This is a genomic window from bacterium (genome assembly GCA_035371905.1).
In the GTDB taxonomy this organism is placed as follows: domain Bacteria; phylum Ratteibacteria; class UBA8468; order B48-G9; family JAFGKM01; genus JAMWDI01.
The window spans coordinates 21,616-39,780 of record DAORXQ010000006.1 but is presented as its reverse complement, the minus strand read 5'-3'; the positions used below and the strand labels follow the sequence as shown (position 1 = coordinate 39,780).

Annotated in this window: 22 protein-coding genes; 1 reads left to right on the top strand and 21 read right to left on the bottom strand. The window is 29.8% G+C overall.

Annotation, left to right across the window (positions count from 1 at the left end):
- Positions 1-1,312: DUF4139 domain-containing protein (locus tag PKV21_01365; GenBank protein ID HOM26138.1), on the top strand; the 1,312-nt coding region annotated here is incomplete at its 5' end.
- A 58-nt stretch (positions 1,313-1,370) separates the two neighbouring features.
- On the opposite strand, the gene PKV21_01360 is transcribed toward PKV21_01365, so the two are convergent.
- The 21 genes from PKV21_01360 to PKV21_01260 form a co-directional block, all read right to left on the bottom strand.
- Positions 1,371-2,327: a hypothetical protein gene (locus tag PKV21_01360; GenBank protein ID HOM26137.1), complete on the bottom strand. Its 957-nt coding sequence runs from the start codon at positions 2,325-2,327 to the stop codon at positions 1,371-1,373.
- 202 nt (positions 2,328-2,529) lie between these two features.
- Complete coding sequence (locus tag PKV21_01355) at positions 2,530-2,766, bottom strand: hypothetical protein (GenBank protein HOM26136.1); 237 nt, start codon at positions 2,764-2,766, stop codon at positions 2,530-2,532.
- A 2-nt stretch (positions 2,767-2,768) separates the two neighbouring features.
- Complete coding sequence (locus PKV21_01350; protein ID HOM26135.1) at positions 2,769-3,710, bottom strand: hypothetical protein; 942 nt, start codon at positions 3,708-3,710, stop codon at positions 2,769-2,771.
- Positions 3,701-4,528, bottom strand: coding sequence for a hypothetical protein (locus tag PKV21_01345; GenBank protein ID HOM26134.1), 828 nt, complete (start codon positions 4,526-4,528; stop codon positions 3,701-3,703). The genes PKV21_01350 and PKV21_01345 overlap by 10 nt, the downstream gene beginning before the upstream one ends.
- A gap of 100 nt (positions 4,529-4,628) precedes the next feature.
- The gene (locus PKV21_01340; GenBank protein ID HOM26133.1) at positions 4,629-5,471 is read right to left on the bottom strand and encodes a CsgG/HfaB family protein; all 843 of its coding nucleotides are present in this window, start codon (positions 5,469-5,471) and stop codon (positions 4,629-4,631) included.
- Positions 5,452-5,673, bottom strand: a complete 222-nt coding sequence (locus PKV21_01335; GenBank protein ID HOM26132.1) for a hypothetical protein — start codon at positions 5,671-5,673, stop codon at positions 5,452-5,454. Before PKV21_01335 ends, PKV21_01340 begins: the two co-directional genes overlap by 20 nt.
- A gap of 359 nt (positions 5,674-6,032) precedes the next feature.
- Complete coding sequence (locus PKV21_01330; protein HOM26131.1) at positions 6,033-6,188, bottom strand: hypothetical protein; 156 nt, start codon at positions 6,186-6,188, stop codon at positions 6,033-6,035.
- Between the two features lie 237 nt (positions 6,189-6,425).
- Positions 6,426-6,809 (bottom strand): MazG nucleotide pyrophosphohydrolase domain-containing protein, encoded by a 384-nt coding sequence (locus PKV21_01325; GenBank protein ID HOM26130.1) that lies wholly within the window; start codon positions 6,807-6,809, stop codon positions 6,426-6,428.
- Position 6,810: 1 nt separating this feature from the next.
- On the bottom strand, positions 6,811-7,488 hold the full coding sequence (locus PKV21_01320) for a lysophospholipid acyltransferase family protein (protein ID HOM26129.1): 678 nt from the start codon (positions 7,486-7,488) through the stop codon (positions 6,811-6,813).
- A gap of 194 nt (positions 7,489-7,682) precedes the next feature.
- Positions 7,683-8,276: a recombination mediator RecR gene (gene recR, locus PKV21_01315; GenBank protein ID HOM26128.1), complete on the bottom strand. Its 594-nt coding sequence runs from the start codon at positions 8,274-8,276 to the stop codon at positions 7,683-7,685.
- Between the two features lie 2 nt (positions 8,277-8,278).
- The gene (locus PKV21_01310; protein HOM26127.1) at positions 8,279-8,572 is read right to left on the bottom strand and encodes a YbaB/EbfC family nucleoid-associated protein; all 294 of its coding nucleotides are present in this window, start codon (positions 8,570-8,572) and stop codon (positions 8,279-8,281) included.
- Position 8,573: 1 nt separating this feature from the next.
- A complete protein-coding gene (gene dnaX, locus PKV21_01305; protein ID HOM26126.1) occupies positions 8,574-10,151 on the bottom strand; it encodes a DNA polymerase III subunit gamma/tau in 1,578 nt (525 codons plus the stop codon).
- A gap of 42 nt (positions 10,152-10,193) precedes the next feature.
- Complete coding sequence (locus tag PKV21_01300) at positions 10,194-11,354, bottom strand: hypothetical protein (protein ID HOM26125.1); 1,161 nt, start codon at positions 11,352-11,354, stop codon at positions 10,194-10,196.
- 3 nt (positions 11,355-11,357) lie between these two features.
- Entirely contained in the window at positions 11,358-12,572 is a 1,215-nt protein-coding gene (locus tag PKV21_01295; protein HOM26124.1) for a hypothetical protein, read from the bottom strand.
- On the bottom strand, positions 12,553-14,205 hold the full coding sequence (locus PKV21_01290) for a carbon starvation protein A (GenBank protein HOM26123.1): 1,653 nt from the start codon (positions 14,203-14,205) through the stop codon (positions 12,553-12,555). The genes PKV21_01295 and PKV21_01290 overlap by 20 nt, the downstream gene beginning before the upstream one ends.
- Positions 14,206-14,219: 14 nt before the next feature.
- The gene (locus PKV21_01285) at positions 14,220-15,140 is read right to left on the bottom strand and encodes a thiamine pyrophosphate-dependent enzyme (protein ID HOM26122.1); all 921 of its coding nucleotides are present in this window, start codon (positions 15,138-15,140) and stop codon (positions 14,220-14,222) included.
- 37 nt (positions 15,141-15,177) lie between these two features.
- Positions 15,178-16,368: a pyruvate ferredoxin oxidoreductase gene (gene porA, locus PKV21_01280; protein ID HOM26121.1), complete on the bottom strand. Its 1,191-nt coding sequence runs from the start codon at positions 16,366-16,368 to the stop codon at positions 15,178-15,180.
- Positions 16,337-16,630, bottom strand: coding sequence for a hypothetical protein (locus tag PKV21_01275; GenBank protein HOM26120.1), 294 nt, complete (start codon positions 16,628-16,630; stop codon positions 16,337-16,339). Before PKV21_01275 ends, porA begins: the two co-directional genes overlap by 32 nt.
- Positions 16,627-16,917: a 4Fe-4S binding protein gene (locus tag PKV21_01270; GenBank protein ID HOM26119.1), complete on the bottom strand. Its 291-nt coding sequence runs from the start codon at positions 16,915-16,917 to the stop codon at positions 16,627-16,629. Before PKV21_01270 ends, PKV21_01275 begins: the two co-directional genes overlap by 4 nt.
- Position 16,918: 1 nt before the next feature.
- Positions 16,919-17,497 carry a 2-oxoacid:acceptor oxidoreductase family protein gene (locus PKV21_01265; GenBank protein ID HOM26118.1) on the bottom strand — a complete coding sequence of 193 codons (579 nt, stop codon included), beginning with the start codon at positions 17,495-17,497 and terminating at the stop codon, positions 16,919-16,921.
- Complete coding sequence (locus tag PKV21_01260) at positions 17,494-18,162, bottom strand: hypothetical protein (GenBank protein ID HOM26117.1); 669 nt, start codon at positions 18,160-18,162, stop codon at positions 17,494-17,496. The genes PKV21_01265 and PKV21_01260 overlap by 4 nt, the downstream gene beginning before the upstream one ends.
- Positions 18,163-18,165: the final 3 nt, after the last annotated feature.

Below are 18,165 nucleotides of genomic sequence, written 5' to 3'. Positions count from 1 at the left end.
TAAGATGAAAAATAAAATATTTTTAATTTTTTTGATTTTTGTTTTAAATCTTTTTGCAAAGGTTGACCTTGTTACTTTACCTTCAAGGGAAAAAGTTCAACTCACAATTTATAATTCTGCTGATTTAACACTTGTAAGGGATGAGAGAATACTGACACTAAAAAAGGGAGAAAACAGTTTACAGTTTTCGTGGGCAAATACACTTATTGACCCTACATCTCTTGACCTTATACCAAAACAGGATGTTGCTTCTATAAATATTTCTCAACTCATTTTTCCACCAAGAGTTAGCGAACTTGGATTATGGAAAATTGAGTCAAAGTTTTCAAAAAAGATTCCATTTGAAATTTCATATTTTACATCTGGAATATCATGGGAAGCATTTTATATAGGGACTTTATCAAATGATGAAAAAAGTATGGAATTGAAAGGATATGTGAAGGTTATAAATAAAAGTGGAGAGGATTATGAAAATGCATCTGTTCGTCTTGTTGTTGGAAAAATAAATTTACTTGAGATGATAAGAGTTCTTGCAAAAAGATATCCTCCCTATGGAACTCCTGGATATTTACCACCTGCTCCATTGATAGAAAAAGAAAGAGGAGTTGAAATGTTAAAAGCAGCAAAGGCAGTTTTAGCAGAAGCAAAGGAAAAAGAGATTATAAAAGAAGGGGTTTCTGAATACTTTTTATATACAATTGAGGGAACAGAGAACTTACCTGATAAATGGTCAAAAAGATTACTTTCATTTTCACAAAAGGATATTCCTGTTGAATTTTTTTATAAATATGAAGAAGAAAGATATGGAAAAAATGCAAGAAGATTTATAAAATTTGCAAATGACCAGAATCACAAACTTGGAAAAGAACCACTTCCTGATGGATTGATAAAAATTTTCAAATATACAAATAAAGAAGGAAATTTATCCTATATGGGTTCAGATAAAACAAAATATATACCGATTGGAGAAAAAGTTGAACTTGACCTCGGAGAAAGTAAAGAAGTGAAAATTGATACTAAATTGATGGATTTGAAAAAAAAGAATTTTGTTTTTAATAAGGATGGTAATATTTCTGGCTGGGAAGAAGAAAAAATATATAAAATTAAGGTTACAAATTATAAAAATTTACCGGTTAAGGTTGAAATAAAGAGAAATTTCCCCCATCAGTACTGGAAGATTGAGGTTGATAAAAATATTCAGTGGGAAAAATATGATATAGGCAGTGTAAAATTCACATTAACTCTTGCACCTTTTGAAACAAGAGAATTCACATATAAACTTATTTTATTTGAAGGTGACCGCAGATATTAATCCTGCCCACCTTTAAGGTGGACATTGAAGATGGTTGATTTTATTAGTGTTTTCAATATCAATTTTTAATCTCAGGAATTAAGTAAAGAGTGTCACTGGTTAAAACAAATAAACCTTTTTCTGTAAGTATAATATCATTTATATATTTTGTTTTATCTGTTTTGTTCTGCCATATTACCTCAACATTTCCGCTTTCTTGTTCAAAAATAATCATATTTTGTTTGCTGACTACTAAATATTTATTTTCTAATGGAATAATTGTAAAGGGCTGTTTTTTTTCATTCCATAAAGATTCTTCTTCTGATGGACTTTTTATTATATATCTTTTCAGATTTCTATTTTTAATGTCAAAATCAAATATGTCGCATATCCAGTATTTTTCTGAAAGGGAATTATCTTTTTGTACAATCATTTTGGGAAATACTGATAATATTAAATGATTTTTATTTTTTTTAAAATCATCAAAATCTAATAGTCCAGCAAAGTTTAACCAATCTTCTGTCTTTTGGTAAGAATATTTAAATTTTTCATACTTTCCTGTTTCAGGATTATATTTGAAAATTGCGGTTTCGTCTTCTGCCGAACAAATTAATGGATCCCTTTTTCCTACAACAATCCAAAAAATTTTTTCCTCTTTATCTGATTTAATTCCAGCGATTGTCTTTCCTTCTATTCCTTTTTTATTTTCCTCCTGCTTTTTTGAAAAAATTATTTTTGATATTCCTGTTTTTAAATCTATTTCAATAAGACCTTTTACAGAACCCTCTGCTATTGCATAAAGTTTATCATTAAGAATTTCAAGAGTTTTTATATTTTCACAGACAAGACCATTTTCTTCATTCATTATGTAAAGGGGTCTCTCTGATGGAAAAACATAAATACCCGAATTTGAAGCAATAAAAATATCATCTTTATAATTTACAATTGAATTTAAAGAAAAGTTTTGAGATAATATTTTATGATATTGAAAGGAAAGCGGTTTAAAGTTTTCTTTATTTAATTTTAAAAAGCCCATATATCCATCAGAACTTAAAACTACAATACCACAATATTATCTTCCCAGATTATTTTTCTGAATATGGTTGATTTTTTTTCTTTCATAATGAAATTTGGGATATTAGAAGAAAAAAGGTCATCAATTGACAAAACAGGAATAGGATTAATATTTTTCACCTGTATAGAAATACTCTGTGCTTTGTAAGTTTTTCTATAATCATTTATAAAAGCGATGAATTGAGGAAGTATTGATTGTCCTGAGGTTTAAAAATATTTTTTTCAAGTACTTCTTTTATTATTTCTTTATTATCTTTATTGTTTTCTATGAGTCCACTACTTGTAAGATAGGAAGTAATATTTGTTATTAAAAGTTGTTGCCAATTATCGTATGAATAATTTTTATACTTATTATTTTTATGAGCCCATACAATTAATTCAATATAACTTTCTATAATCATCTCTAAAACTTCTTTATAAATTTCATTCTTCTGTTCACTAAAAAGTATCTAACAATTTCACAACCTGTATGAAAAAGAAATTCAACAACATTAAAATTTGGAAGTTTTTCTAAATTTTCATCCTTAAGAATTTCAAAATATTTTCTGTAATGAGTTTTTAATTTTTCAAGATTTTTTTCAATTTCCCATGGAAAAAATATCTGTACTCTTTCTTTACTAAGTTTTATCAGTATATTATCACCTTCATGTAATTCACTCAGATATTTTTCTATTTCTTTTTCTACTTGAGAGATATTTTTTTCATCAAGCCATTCCACATCTTTATATTTTTTAAAAATCACAGGTCTTACAATTCCTTCCAGTCCTATAACCCAGAATTCGGTTGTTATATCTGGAATAATTATTTTTTTCTCAATACACAATGATAATATCTCCCTTGATTTTTCTATTGCTACTTTAATATCAGGACAAAATCTTATTCCATAATTAGCAACTCTAAGAATAGTGTATAATTCCATTGTTCTCATTTTTTCAAAATTTTTATTTTTTGCAAGATAAAAAGGGTCATTCAATACAATATCTTTATAAAAATCAATTAACTCCCAAAAATTTTCATGGACTTTTTTAATTATTTGCTGTGCTTCACTGTCATATTTCAATTCTTTTGTCGTTGGAAGTGAATCAGTAATGGAAAGTAAAAAACTTATCAAATTATTTTTCCATATATAAAACACCTTTTTATCCTTATTTACCTGTTCAAAAAATTTATCAATCAATTTAATACATTTAAGAAACATTTTTAATTTTTCCTGTGCATCTTTTTTCTCTCCTAACTTATAAGTTAAAAGTAGCAGTAATTTTGAATTATAGTCAGGTGAGTCAGGAGAAATAGCAACGGCACTTTCAATCAATGATAATGCTTTTTCTGTTTCTCTCAATTCCATATATCAGACAGTTTATTTATCTCTCCTTCCTCCTTTATTTCAAATATCTTTTTTTCATTCTGCCTTCCCCTTATATAAACTTCTACAATATATTCTTTTTTTTCTCTATTTATCCTGTATGAACCATCTATATATATTGCAGAAGAAATCAATTTTTCAGGCAATCCCTTTACTATATCTCTTTCTTCCATCAATATACCTGTTCTTTTCCTCTCCAGCAATATAACTTCAGGATACAAACTTAAAATCTCTTCTATATTTATCTTAAGTTCATCTCCTATATAATCCCACTTCCTTGTTATCTCCTCACTCCTTATCTCTGTAAGTCCTAAAAGTATCAATTCCTCTAACGGTATTTTTATCCTCTTTATTCTCTGACTGACTACTTTTGATATATCCTCTGCTATTTTTCCGTATTCTCCCTTACTATCTGGTAGTAACATTGAACTGCTCCAGAGTTTTATACCATAATGCGTTTCAACAAGTTGAAATCTTATATAGTTTTTCTTCTCTTTTTGTCGTAGTTCTATCATTAAAAAACTGTCAGCAAAAAGAAGTTTCCCTACCTCTATTACATTTTCTCCTGAAAAACTTATTGAAATTTGCTGTTCCTTAAAAATTTTTTCTATCTCCTCTCTTTCAATTAAAGCAATTTCAGGATAGTTGTTAAATGAAAAATAAATGAAATCAAAAAGTTCTTTCGGTACTTTATCTTTACCAATGTCTATTATCGCAAGTTTTATATTATCTGAGTAACTGAAAAAGAAAAAAGAGAAAATAAAAAATAATATTAAAAATAAAATTTTACTCTTAAACATTTTTATTTACTGACTATTTTGGGAATCAATCTTCCTGCAATTAAAACTGCTGCATTCTGAAGAGAATTTTTACCTGCAATATTTTCTGAAAGGTCAATACCTATTTCTGTCTTTCAACTGTAAGAATTTGTCCGTTATCAACCTTTATTGCTTTTATTTCCACCCTTCCCTTACATATTGCAAGCCCACCTTTTCTTGTCCCAAATTCGCTGAATGCTTCTCCTGTTATTAAAACTTCAGGTTTTTTCTCTGATTTATTTCTATCAACAATTTCAAAACCAAGTTCTTTTAAAATATAGACAAGTTCTGTCTCAACTGCTGGGTCAACTACCAACTGCCTTAAATGACTTTCTCTGACTTCTACTGCAACTACAGTTAATTTCTTGCCTTCTATCAGTTTTTTAATACTATTTATTACATCCTCTTTCTTTTTTTCTTTTACCATAAGAGTATCCGTTTTTTGCAATATTACATTCCTTATCTTTGCCGAAAGTTTTACAACTTCATCATTCAAACTGTCTTCTAATGGAAATACAATCATTTCTGTGTAAACCCTTCCTGTCTCTACTCCAATAATTTTTGCTGCTATGTAAAGTTTATTTTTATCTTCAAAAACTCTACCAGTAATTAAAACTTTTGCGCCTGTTAAATTTCCAATTTTTACCGCTGAATCCGAAGAAATTGTTCCTGTCATTCCAAGTTGCATCTCTTCAAGTATTCTGTTTAAATCCTGCCTTTCAACAAGTATTATTCTTTCATCAAGTGAAAGATTTGCAGATATAATAGAGGAAACTTGGGATCCGATTCTCTCCATTTTTGGTATAGTTGATTCAAAATCAGAAACTGCAACACTTATAAATTGATTGCTTTTTACTTCAGAATAAGAAAAACCAACTATAAAAAGAAATGAGATAATAAAATAACTAATTAAGACCTTCTTCATAAAACACCTCCTTTTTAATGTTTAAATTTTCAAGTGCAATATTGAAAATTTTAATAAAAAGTTCTTGATATTCAGGACTTGTAATGTTATCTATAATTGGCATTTTTACATCTATTCTTAAACCATGGTTTTCTTCAATCTTGATATAAGGAATTTCTATATTTTCTGTGTGAAAAACAATAATTAATGTTCCTGAAGGCATTTTTTTCGGAATATTATCTCTTTCATCTATAATCTCAGTAAAAATAATAGATGGTTTTTCAACTTTATCTAAATCGTCAAAATAAATTTTTTCAAATTTAATCTCCTCCTTTTTAAAAAATTCACTCAGTTTTTCAATATTCCCTGGAAGATAAACTGAATACTTTTCTGAGAAAATTTTAAATGGTTTTAATAAATCAGGAGGATATACATATAATTTTGTGGCACCTATAATTTTCCAACTTTTTTCTTCAGGAATGTAAATCTTATATCTTATTAAAAATTCACTTTTATTCTTTACTGATGGAACTTCAAAAGGAAAATTTATTTCAGTATATGGTTTTTCTTTTATTTTTTCTTCTATTGTAATAGAGATGTCCTTTTTAAAGGCAAAGCAGTATTTCTTGCAATCTGAAAAATATCTGCATTTATATTTACTTTTTCAGGTATTTTTCCGTAAACTATAAGATTGAGAATTACTTTCTGTCCTCCAAAAACACAATACACTTTTTTCATTTTCTTTTTCGTAATTTATCCCTTTTGTTTGAATAATCTGAGAAAAACAGAGAAAGTGAAAGAAAATATATATGAAAAAAATAAATTTAAAAATTTTTTTAAATTCCCCTTTCATTTTTACCCTTTTTATAAAAATAATAAAATACACTTTTTTTGTCAACTTTTTTATTCAAAGTTAAATGACTTATAAATCTATTGTCCTTCCTTCATCTCCAAATCCCACCTTTAAGGTGGGATTTAGTGGGACTTTTCTTTTTGTTTTAATTTTTCCCAGTTTTCAATTACTTCTTTTTCATCCTTTACTTTCTTATTTCCAAAAACATGAGGATGTCTTTTAATCATTTTTTTGCAGAGATAGTCAATAACTTCATCAATTGTAAATATATCCTTTTCCTTCATAATCTGAGAATGAAACACAACCTGCCAGAGTATATCCCCTAATTCTTCCTTCATCCCATCATAATTTTTTTTATTAACCTCATTGGTAAATTCTTCTGTTTCTTCTTTTAAGTATTTCAAAATACTTTCATTTGTTTGTTTTTTATCCCAGGGACAGTTTTCTCTTATTTTTTCCATAATTTTCAGAAGGTCTTTAAAATTATATTTTTTCTTTTTTCTCATTTTATTCAGCCCATATATTCTGAAAACTTAACCACTGCATTGGATATTTTAATATAACTTTTTCTATTTTTTTTACACTTTCATTCAGAAGATAATCTATTTTTTCCTCTTCACTTAAGTTTTCAGGTGGATAGTTAATTTCTTCAAAAAAAAGTTTATATCTATCATTTTCCCTAACAAAAAATCCTGAAATAAATTCTGTCTTCAATTTTACTGCAAGAGTAGCAGGTCCTCTCGGAAAAATTGCTTTCTTCCCCATAAAATTAACAACTTCTCCTTTTTCAGTAAAAACCCTATCTCCGAGTATCGCAAGGACTTTATTTTCCCTCTTGAACCTGATAAAATCTTTGGGATTTGAGCCAGTAAAAATTACTTCAACCCCTTTACTTTCCCTTATTCTTCTATAAATTTCTGTTATCTTTGGTGTCATATACGGAATTGCAATTGCACATATTTTATAACCAAGTATTGAGGTAACAACTCCTGCCAGTTCCCAGTTTCCAATATGTGCTGTTAATGCAATAACTCCCCTCCCTTTCTTCAACGCAGAATCAAGAACTTCAATATTTTCAACAATTACTTTCTCTTTTACCTTTTCATAATTAAGTTTCGGAATTGTAAAAAATTCGGTCATATATCTGCCAAAATTTATGTAAACTCCCTTAACATATTTATTCAATTCTTTTTCTCATAAATTTCTTTTTTCTTTAAATTCAAGAATTATTTTGAGATTTTTTTTCATTATCTTTCTCAATGAGGGGGTAAAAAAATATCTTAATTCGGTGAGAATATAAGCAATAAAATAACAGATTTTTTCGGGGAAATATTTTCCTATAAAAGAGAAAATTATGTATGTTATGTCAAAAAAAAACCTTATAATTCTCTCCTCCCTTCAATCGCTTTTTTCAATGTCTGGCTATCTATATATTCAAGTTCACTTCCAAGAGGAAGTCCAATCGCTAATCTTGAGTGTTTAATTCCAAGTTTCTTTAATATTTCTGATATATATTCGGCTGTATTATCTCCTTCTACGGTTGGATTTGTTGCTATTATAATTTCTTGTATATTTTCACTTTTTATTCTTTCTATAAGTTGGGGAATTTTAAGTTGTTCTGGAGTAATATTATCAAGCATTGAAATTCTGCCCCATAAAACATGATACCTTCCTTTAAAATTTGTTTTTTCAATAGAAATTAAATCCTTAACCTCTTCTACAATACATAAAATATTTTCTCTTTTTTCATCAAGGCATATATTGCATAACTCTTTTTCAGCAAAATTAAAACATCTCTTACACAATTTAATCTGTTTTTTTAAAGATATAATCGTTTCTCCAAGAGAAATCACTTCATTATCATCGCTCTGGATTAAATAATAAACAATTCTTTCAGCACTTTTAGGACCAATGCCCGGTAATTTTTTCAGTTTTTCTATAAGTGTCTCTATTATTTCAGGATATAATCCCATTTTTAAAATGGAAAACCAATCTGTGATTTAAGTTCACTGGCAATTATTTTTTCTACTTTACCTCTTGCTTCATTAAATGTTTTTTTAATAAGTTTTTCAAGATTTACTTTATTTTCTGGCTTCAATAATGTTTCAGAAATTTCAATGCTCAAAATATCCATCTTCCCATTTATTTTAATCTTTACTTCATTACCAGAAGAGGAAACTTCAACTATCTTTGATTCAAGCATTTTTTGAAACTGAGATGCCTGCTGTTTTAATTGCGCCATCTGCTTCAGATTATCAAATATTCCCATTTCATTCCTCCATTTTTATTATTTCGCCATTAAAAAACTCTATTATTTTTTTAACCTCCGGATTTTCAATGATTGACTTACTGTTTTTATTTAAAATCGGTATTATTTTATATTTTTTTCCGGTTAAATCAAAAATTATTTTTTCTATTTTTATCTTGTTAGATATGTTTTCAACCATTGATTTATGGAAATTGTACTTACTATCAAATAATATGTAAATATTTTCTCCTTCAATTCTATCAAGTTTTCCTTCTCTCAGTGCTGCTTCAAGTGTGGGTCTGAAATGTTTAACTTTTTTCAAAATTTCTTCCCAGTTGAACTCTTTATTTTCTTTTTTTTCTTCAATTTTCTGTCCTTCTTCTTTCTCATTTTTTTCAGTTTCTTTTTCCTCCTTAAAATCAAAAATTGTTCCCATATTTTCTTTTTTTTCATCTGTAATTTCTTCTTCTTTCTTAATCTTATTTTCCTCTTTTTTCTCAATCTTAATTTCTTCTTTTAATTCTTTTTTATTGTTTCCCCACAACTGAAGTAATTTCAAAATAAGAACTTCTGTAAATAAAACAGGTTCTCTTTCTCTTCTCAATATACTCTTAAATTCAACAATATATTCAATACCTTCAAAAATTTCTTCTGTTTTTAAATTATTAAACCTTTTTACCAGTTGCTCATCTATTTCAATTTTTTCAATATCAAGTTTAGAAATCACTATATCCTTTACTTTTTTTATAATTCCTTCAAGAATCAATACCGGGTCTTTTCCATCAGAAATAAGTTTATGAAGATTTTCTATACTTTTTGTATAATTTTTATCCAGAATATTTTTAAGTATTTCCTCTATACTCTTTTCTTCTGGAAGCCCGAGTAAATACCTGACATCCTGATGTTTTATTTTCTCATCAGAAAAAACAGAAAGTTGTTCAAGTAAACTTATGGCATCTCTTAAAGACCCTTCACAGAAATCATAAATCTCATCTATTGCTTTTTCCTCTATTTCAATATTCTCTTTTCCACATATTTCCATGATTTTATTTTTAACTTCATCTTTTTTAAGCGGTTTCAAATTAAATCTCTGACATCTTGAAATTATAGTAAGTGGAATTTTTTCAGGAGCAGTAGTAGCAAAGAAAAATTTTATGTAAGGGGGTGGTTCTTCAAGTGTTTTGAGTAAAGCATTGAATGCTTCCGGTGTTAACATATGAACTTCATCTATTATATAAATTTTAAATCTTGATTTTGCAGGTAATAAATTCACATTTTCCCTTATATTTCTTATTTCATCTATTCCTCTGTTTGAAGCACCATCAATTTCAAGAACATCAAGAGAAGCACTATTTGTTATTTCTATACAACTGTCACATTTATTACAGGGATTTAGAGCAGGACCTTCAACACAGTTTAAACATTTAGCAAATATTCTTGCTATTGTTGTTTTACCAACTCCTCTTGGTCCTGCAAAAAGATAAGCATGCGCAACTTTATTAAATTTTATTGACCTTTTTATAACTTCAACAATATCTTTCTGCCCGCAAACTTCATCAAAATTCTGAGGTCTGTATTTTCTTGCAAGTACTTTATACATTTTAAATATAATTTTACCACTTTCAACTTTAATAGACAATTTTCAGGTTATTTTTTTCCTTTTTGGAATTGGCGGGAAATATATAAATAAATGACTTATTCTATCACTCTCTCCAAGATATATCTCACCAAAATCTCCAGTACAGGCAGAAGAAAATTCATAACCATGCCATGGAATTTCAATAGTGGTATATAGTAATCCAAGGTCTTTCAAAGAGTAACTATCAGGGTCATAGGAAAATAAATGTGCCATTCCATCCTTTTCTCCACTAATTCCATAAACAATTCCATCATTACCTACTGTTAAACAAGGTATATCTTTTTCAGGAGTGACCCTTCCTATCATTCTTAAAAAATTTGTTTCAGGATTGTAAGCAAAAAGTATACCATCTGGAGAAACACCACCGTATATAAATCCATCATATTCATTAAAACACACAGATTGAACTCTGTTATAAAACGTTCTTCCTGCAAGACATGGAGCATATATATCAAGAGGTATAATTTTGTCTTCTTCCGGAGAATACTTAAACATCTGACATAACTGACCGAAAAAATAGACATTACCTTTATTATCTTTTACAAGAACAGAAGAAAAAAGTTTATTTTTATCTATCTGTCCTTTGATTGAAACTTCATTTTTTGTTATATCATAAATGAAAAAGTATCCACTCTCACTGCTTATTCCATATAAAACATTTTTATCCTCATCACATATTAAAGAAACAATAAATTCTCCCGGTACTGGTTCTGAAATTATTTTTATTTCTCCTGAAAAAGTCCCTCCTTCTCCCATATGGTCACCAGATGTATCATAACAGAAAATATAACCTTTCTCTCCTTCGCTCACTCCACCCCATATCTTTCCTGTTTTATCAACACATAAAGAATTTTTTACACTTTTTGCTCCCTCAATTATGCTTATATCACAGACACCGTCTCCCTCGGGTGAGAAACTGTAATAAAAAAGATGACTTCTCTTTCCACTTGTTGCACCATAAATTTTTCTGTTTTTCCCTTTACAGAGAGATGTTATTGCACACTCTTCAGGAGGAATTGGTTCTGAAAGTGATTGGAAAAGCCGTAAACTCCTATTTTCAACTCTTCCATATGTTACATAGGAATTATATTTTTTAAAATTTATATGTATTTCAGGTCTTTTTGGCCACTTCCTCTTTTCAAGTTCTTTTTCTAAATTTTCCATTTTCTACCCCCATAATTTTACATCTTTCCAGGAAAAAAGTTTTTTATCTTTTTTAACATAATTCGGTCTATAAATATACATACCTGTCGGTGAAACTCCCGCTTCTGCAAAATATAAATTTCCATAAAAATCAAATGTTGCACTTGCAATTGCCCTTGGTTTATGTTCTCCAAAAGTTAAAGAACAGACCTTTTCTCTTTCTCCTGTTTCTGTATTCAATCTTATAATATAGGTGTGTTCTTCATCCTCCCATCCACTTCTCATTGCAAAATAAAGTTTTTTATCTGCTCCAAAAACAAGCCCTCTAACCTGCCATCTTTCAAGGTTTCTGTCTGTTTTAAAATCCACAGGTCCCCATGCTCTCCCTAAATCTTCCATAACTCCTTCTTCTTTGTAAGGTGTAAATCTCCATAATCTTGATTCATATCCCCAGTCAGTCCCGTAAAACCACTGCCAGTCAGGAGAAGGAACAACATCATATGTTACATTATGCCATCCATATCTATAATTTTCATAGGGACATCTCACCTTAAGTTTTTTTATCTCATTTGTTTCTGCATCAATTCTTAAAATAAAACCATAATCATCTGTTGTATAAGCATTTCCATATTTGTCAAGAAAAATTGCTTGAGGATTTATATCTCCTATTCTTCCAAGGTCAATATAAGTATGGGAATCAATATAGTAAACATAAACATGATTTCTGGGCCATGTAATTCCATATAATTTTTTTCTCTTTTCATCATATGCAAGACATCTACTACCCTCTCTTTTAGGACCAATACCAAAATTATTTATTTTATTTTTTACAGGGTCATAAGTAAAAATAAAGGCACCAGGAAATCTTACACTTTCATCATCCCATGTGTTCCATGGTCTCCAGAAAGGATGATTTACTGGTGGACCACTTGCATGTGTTGCACAGTATAATAATCCATCACTCCCCGGAATTAAACAATAATGAATTTTTGATTGAGTTGCATGTCCATTATCTGCTGGTTCCCCGACTTCAGGACCAACTTCTATCAAGTATTCAAGTTTTTCTTTATCGGGTAAATATCTTAAAATGAAAACACTCAATCCTCCTGTACACTCTCCACATGCAGCAATGTAAATATTCCCATCAACACCTGTACATAATCCCCAGGTTGAATCATGTAAAGGAAGTTTATCAAAACATAGATATTCTATTTCTCCTTCAAGTGCTTCTTTTTTCATATTTCTCCTTTCTTTTCAGATGAAGTATTATCTTCAAACTCTCATTTATTACGAATATTGAGAGAATTATTAAAATTAAACTTATATTTCCAAGTAAAAAATGTTTTTGAGAGTAAAAGGATAACATCTGAATTGTAAGAGCAACCATAGTTGTCATAAACATTATTAAAGCAGGGATTAATGTTGATAATGCATTTTTCCTTTTCTGCAGAAGATAGCAACCGCATAAAAGTAATATAATACCGGCAACAAGTTGATTTGAAGCACCGAAAACAGGCCAGATTTTCTGCCAGTTACCAAAAGCAAGATAACCAGAAAATACTATAACAAGAACTGTTGCAAGATATCTATTTTTAAAAGGTTTAATTCTGAAAGTTTCTCCAAATAATTCCTGTGTTATATATCTTGTTATTCTTGTTGCAGTATCAAGAGTTGTCAAAACAAAACTGTTTATCATCACAATTGCAAATAATTTACCGATTTTAGGGTCAAGTATTCTTTTTAAAATATGTCCATAACCGGTTGCAAATGTTCCAATCCAGTCCCCCTGTTTCATCAAATCTGGATAATTTAACTCAGGACTGGGACCTTTCCAGAAAAGCCCAGCAGATACACATAAAAGAGCCAGTATAGATAAGAAACCCTCAGTTAGCATTCCACCATAACCGATTTTTCTTATATCTTTTTCATTCGCAATCTGTTTTGAACTCGTTCCACTTGAAACAAGACCATGAAATCCACTTATAGCACCACAGGCAATAATAACAAACATCATTGGCCAGAGAGCACCTGATTGAGAAAAAAATGAAATATAAAAAGGTGCTTTTACAGATGGATGTGTTGTTATAAGTCCTATATAACCAAAAATTATACCGGCAAAAAGAACGAAAGAAGAAAGGTAATCCCTTGGCTGTAAAAGAATATTTACAGGTAAAACGCTTGCTACGAAACTGTATATTAAAAGAATAATTATCCAGATTTTTAATGGATTAAATTGTATAACAACAGGTACTTTACTTCCGGTCAGAAAAAATAAAAAAAGTAGAAAAAGACATAGAATTGTGGAATAAAAAATTGAAAAGTTTTTTCTATATACAAGAAATCCAAAAATTACTGCATCTATTATAAGAAAAAAAGTAGGAAGTACAATTGGTGGTTCTGAAATAAATGTTTTAGCAGTTACTGCGGAAAAAACAGCAACAACAAGGATTAGAGAAAACCATAAAAAGAACGAAAAGATTACCCTGCTTTTATCTCCGAGAAGTTTTTTTGTTATTTCTCCAACTGTCTGTCCTTCATTTCTAACACTTAAAACAAGTGAGGAAAAATCATGAACTCCGCCAAGAAAAATAGAACCTAAAATTATCCAGAGTAAAGCAGGTCCCCATCCCCAAACACATATAGCAATAACAGGACCTAGAATTGGACCAGCACCGGCAATTGAAGAGAAATGGTGTCCAAAGAGAATTAACCAGTGCTTTGCAGGTATATAATCAATCCCATCTGTTTTTGTATAGGCAGGTGTTTTTCTTCTTTCATCAATTTCCCATAATTTTTCCAGATATTTACCGTAGAGAATATAGGAAATTGCAAATAATGTTAACCCGATTAAACCTATAAATAAAGAATTCATTTTTCAATTTTAAATTAACTTTCACATTTTTTCAATAAATCTTCCCATCTTCTATCAACTTCTTTCTGTATGCTTTCAAGTAAACCACTGTTTTGAGGTAAAAGTAAGTGTCTGAATCTTCCCTGTAATTTAAACCATTCACTTACCGGTTTTTTCTCTTTTGGTTTGTAAGTGAGTTTATATTTACCTTCTACAACTTCATATAATGGCCAGATACATGTTTCAACTGCAAGCCGTGAAATTTCCATCGTCAGTTCAGGTTCATGAGGCCAGCCAAGACGACATGGTGATAAAACTTCTATAAATTTAAAACCATTAATTTTTACTGCTTTTTCAACCTTATTTACAAGGTCATTCCATCTTCCAGGTATAGAAGTTGCAGCATACGGAATTCCGTGTGCAACCATAATTTCAACAAGATTTTTCTGCCACTGAATTTTACCGGGAATTACTTTTCCAACAGGAGAAGTAGTTGTATGAGCATATTTAGGAGTTGCTCCTGACCTCTGTATACCTGTATTCATATATGCCTGATTATTGTAACAAACATATAAAACATTATGACCTCTTTCAGCAGCTCCACTTAATGCCTGAAATCCAATATCATGAGTTCCACCATCTCCTCCAAAACCAACAAATACAATATCTTTATCAATTTTCCCTTCTCTTTTAAAAACATTGTATGCTGCCTCTATTCCACTTATTGTTGCTGCTGAATTTTCAAATGCAGAATGTATCCATGGAATTTTCCATGCTGAATAAGGGAAAATTGTAGATGCAACTTCAACACATCCTGTGGCACAGGAAGCAATAACAGGTTTATCAATAGCAAGTAGAACAAGTCGCATAACTATTCCTGCTCCACAACCAGCACACAATCTGTGACCTGAAATAAATCTACTTTCTCTTTTCGCAAGTTCTCTTATACTTGGCATTTTTTCCTCCTTTTTTTTCGGAGGACCGTCCTCCGAATTATTCCCTTACTCCTATATATTTTAATGTAAAGTCCTTTTTCCCTTTTTCCAGAATTTTTAGTAAATCATTAAAAATTATTTCAACATCTTCAATCTTTACATCTCTTCCACCAAGTCCATAAACAAAATCAGTTAAAATAGGTTTTTTTTCAAGGTCATATAAACATGCAGAAATTTCAGAATATAATGGACCACAAAAAGCATTCATACCTTCTACTCTATCCATAATTCCAACAACTTTTAAATTTTTTAATGAATTTTTGATATCCTCAACTGGTAAAGGCCTTAAAACCCTTATTTTCAAAAGTCCTGCCTTTATTCCTTTTTTTCTTAAACTATCAACAACTTCTTTTCCTGTCCCAGCAGTTGAACCAATAACAACAATTCCTATATCTGCATCTTCAAGTTTATAATTTTCCACAAATTCATAATATCTTCCAAATCTGTCTCCAAATTCCTTTCCTATTTCAAGTATAACTTTTAAAGCATTTCTCATCCCTTCTGCCTGCTGTCTTTTATGTTCAAAATAATAGTCCTGTAAATCAAGTGCTCCTATTGTTATCGGTTTCCCATCAATCAATGCCTTTATCAGATTTTCTCTTTCAGGTGGATTTCCAACAAATTCCTGAACTTCTTCGTCTGAAAGCATCTCCATTGTTTCAAGGCAATGGCTTAAAATAAATCCATCAGTCATAATCATACAGGGTAATCTAACTTCAGGATGTTCAGCAATTCTTACTCCCTGTATTAAATTATCATATGTCTCCTGAACATTTTCTGAATAAATCTGTATCCATCCACTATCCCTTGCTCCAAAAGTATCTGAATGGTCGCAGTGAATATTAATAGGTGAGGAAAGTGCTCTATTGACAACTGCCATTATTATTGGTAAACGAAATCCAGAAGCAATATAGAGCATTTCCCACATTAAAGCAAGTCCCTGTGAAGAAGTTCCAGTCATTGCTCTTGCACCTGCTGCACTTGCTCCAATACAGGCACTCATTGCTGAATGTTCACTTTCAACCTGTATAAATTCTGTTTTAACACGTCCATCAGCAACAAATTGAGAAAAAATCTGGACAATTTCAGTTGCAGGTGTTATTGGATATGCAGCAACAACATCTGGGTTTATCTGTCTCATCCCTTCTGCAAATGCTTCATTGGCTGTTTTCGCTACTTTTATTCCCATTTTCATCTCCCTTTTTAATTTTTTCTTCCATTGTTTGAAGTTTTAACTTTAAGTTATTTAAATTGTTTATGATGTTATCTATATCTTTCTGCGCTTTTTCCACTTCTCCAAGTATGCTTTTATAAGTTGTTATTTCCATTTCTTTTTCAATCAGTTGTTTATTCAATTTTTCCTTCTCATTCTTAAAAATCAAATATTCAGCACCTGAAAAAATCCATCCTGATAAAAGTAAAACCCCTAATAAATAAATTTTCTTTTTCATTTTTCCCCCTCATCCTTCATTTCTATTGCTTTTTTAGGACATTCATAGGCGCATATTCCACAACCTTTACAGTAATCATAATTAAAGTGAGACCATTTCCCTTTTTCTGAATCAACGACAATAGCATCATCAGGACAACTTATCCAGCATATAAAACAATTAATACATTTTTCAGGAATATGAACAGGTTTTTTGCTTCTCCAATTTCCTGTTTTAAAATTTAAAGAACTACCCCCTTCAAGTATATCTCCAACTGGTAATTCTTTCCATGTCAACTTTTTTTCCATTTCAATCTCCTTTCACTTCATTATATGCTCTTTCTATTGCTTTCAGATTTCCTTCAATAACTTCTGGTTTATTTCTGAATTTCACCTGCAATTTTTTTTCTGTATCTTTCAACAATTCTTCAAGTGTAAGTATCCCTGTAACCTTCACAAGAGCACCCATCATTGGAGTATTCGGTATATTCCTTCCAATTGTCTCCATTGCAATTTTTGAAGCATCAACAGTGTATACCTTCCCTTTAAAATTTATCTTTTTTTTAATTTCTTCTGGAGATAAAGGAGAGTTAATGAGTAAAATACCTTCTTTTTCATCAAGACCTTCACAAACATTAATCTGTTCTACAAGTGAAAAATCAAGAACCACGACAACATCAGGGTTTTCAATACCAGAGTGAATTCTTATTGGAGAGGAACTTATTCTGTTAAAAGAAGCAACAGGTGCTCCCATTCTTTCAGGTCCATATTCAGGAAATGCCTGTATATATTTACCAGTTGAAATACAAGCATCTCCAAAAAGAAGTGCTGCTGTTTTTGCTCCCTGACCTCCTCTTCCATGCCATCTTATCTCAAAAATTTCTTTCATTTTTTAACTCCTTTGTATACAAGAAAAACTGTTTTAATTGTCAAAATTTCAAGAAAAGAAACTAAAAATAATAAAATAATTTTTAAGAAAGTTATTTTATCATATTTTTGAAAAATTGTAAAGAAAAAAACCCAGAAAACCAAAAACGGAAAAAATAAATTTATAAGTTCTGATAATTTGTTTTTCATGAAGTCATAACTTTTCTTAATTCCCTCAAAAATTGTCTCGTTTTCCGCTAAAATTATAAAAGGGGTATAAAGAGTTAAAAAAATATAAAAAAATGGTAGTGCAGCCCACACAACTATTATAAAGAAAAGAAAAAAAGAAAAAAATGAAAGTATTTTGATTGAAGAAATTGCACTTAAAGCAATTAAATAAATAATTCCAGCAAGCAAACTTATAAGAAGATTATAAAGTAAAATAGATGGGAAAAAATAAAATCCGTCCCTGAATATATCAGAAAAAGTAAATGTTTCATCATAGACACATTTTTTAATTCCAGCATATACTGAAATTGTAAAATAAATTTCAAAGAAAAAAAGAAAAAAATAGTAGGTTTTAAATTTTTCCAGTAAAAAACTTCTCAAAGAAACATATAAAAAGGTTATAAAAAAAAGAAACAACTCCTGCTTTTTTATTTTAATCAGATTTTTATAAATTTCCATTTT

Bases quoted from the DNA above. Each gene is read 5' to 3' on its own strand.
- PKV21_01360 (HOM26137.1), bottom strand. From the start codon at position 2,327: ATGGGCTTTTTAAAATTAAATAAAGAAAACTTTAAACCGCTTTCCTTT.
- PKV21_01355 (HOM26136.1), bottom strand. From the start codon at position 2,766: ATGATTATAGAAAGTTATATTGAATTAATTGTATGGGCTCATAAAAAT.
- PKV21_01350 (HOM26135.1), bottom strand. From the start codon at position 3,710: ATGGAATTGAGAGAAACAGAAAAAGCATTATCATTGATTGAAAGTGCC.
- PKV21_01345 (HOM26134.1), bottom strand. From the start codon at position 4,528: ATGTTTAAGAGTAAAATTTTATTTTTAATATTATTTTTTATTTTCTCT.
- PKV21_01340 (HOM26133.1), bottom strand. From the start codon at position 5,471: ATGAAGAAGGTCTTAATTAGTTATTTTATTATCTCATTTCTTTTTATA.
- PKV21_01335 (HOM26132.1), bottom strand. From the start codon at position 5,673: ATGCCTTCAGGAACATTAATTATTGTTTTTCACACAGAAAATATAGAA.
- PKV21_01330 (HOM26131.1), bottom strand. From the start codon at position 6,188: ATGAAAAAAGTGTATTGTGTTTTTGGAGGACAGAAAGTAATTCTCAAT.
- PKV21_01325 (HOM26130.1), bottom strand. From the start codon at position 6,809: ATGAGAAAAAAGAAAAAATATAATTTTAAAGACCTTCTGAAAATTATG.
- recR (HOM26128.1), bottom strand. From the start codon at position 8,276: ATGGGATTATATCCTGAAATAATAGAGACACTTATAGAAAAACTGAAA.
- PKV21_01310 (HOM26127.1), bottom strand. From the start codon at position 8,572: ATGGGAATATTTGATAATCTGAAGCAGATGGCGCAATTAAAACAGCAG.
- dnaX (HOM26126.1), bottom strand. From the start codon at position 10,151: ATGTATAAAGTACTTGCAAGAAAATACAGACCTCAGAATTTTGATGAA.
- PKV21_01300 (HOM26125.1), bottom strand. From the start codon at position 11,354: ATGGAAAATTTAGAAAAAGAACTTGAAAAGAGGAAGTGGCCAAAAAGA.
- PKV21_01295 (HOM26124.1), bottom strand. From the start codon at position 12,572: ATGAAAAAAGAAGCACTTGAAGGAGAAATAGAATATCTATGTTTTGAT.
- PKV21_01290 (HOM26123.1), bottom strand. From the start codon at position 14,205: ATGAATTCTTTATTTATAGGTTTAATCGGGTTAACATTATTTGCAATT.
- PKV21_01285 (HOM26122.1), bottom strand. From the start codon at position 15,140: ATGCCAAGTATAAGAGAACTTGCGAAAAGAGAAAGTAGATTTATTTCA.
- porA (HOM26121.1), bottom strand. From the start codon at position 16,368: ATGGGAATAAAAGTAGCGAAAACAGCCAATGAAGCATTTGCAGAAGGG.
- PKV21_01275 (HOM26120.1), bottom strand. From the start codon at position 16,630: ATGAAAAAGAAAATTTATTTATTAGGGGTTTTACTTTTATCAGGATGG.
- PKV21_01270 (HOM26119.1), bottom strand. From the start codon at position 16,917: ATGGAAAAAAAGTTGACATGGAAAGAATTACCAGTTGGAGATATACTT.
- PKV21_01265 (HOM26118.1), bottom strand. From the start codon at position 17,497: ATGAAAGAAATTTTTGAGATAAGATGGCATGGAAGAGGAGGTCAGGGA.
- PKV21_01260 (HOM26117.1), bottom strand. From the start codon at position 18,162: ATGGAAATTTATAAAAATCTGATTAAAATAAAAAAGCAGGAGTTGTTT.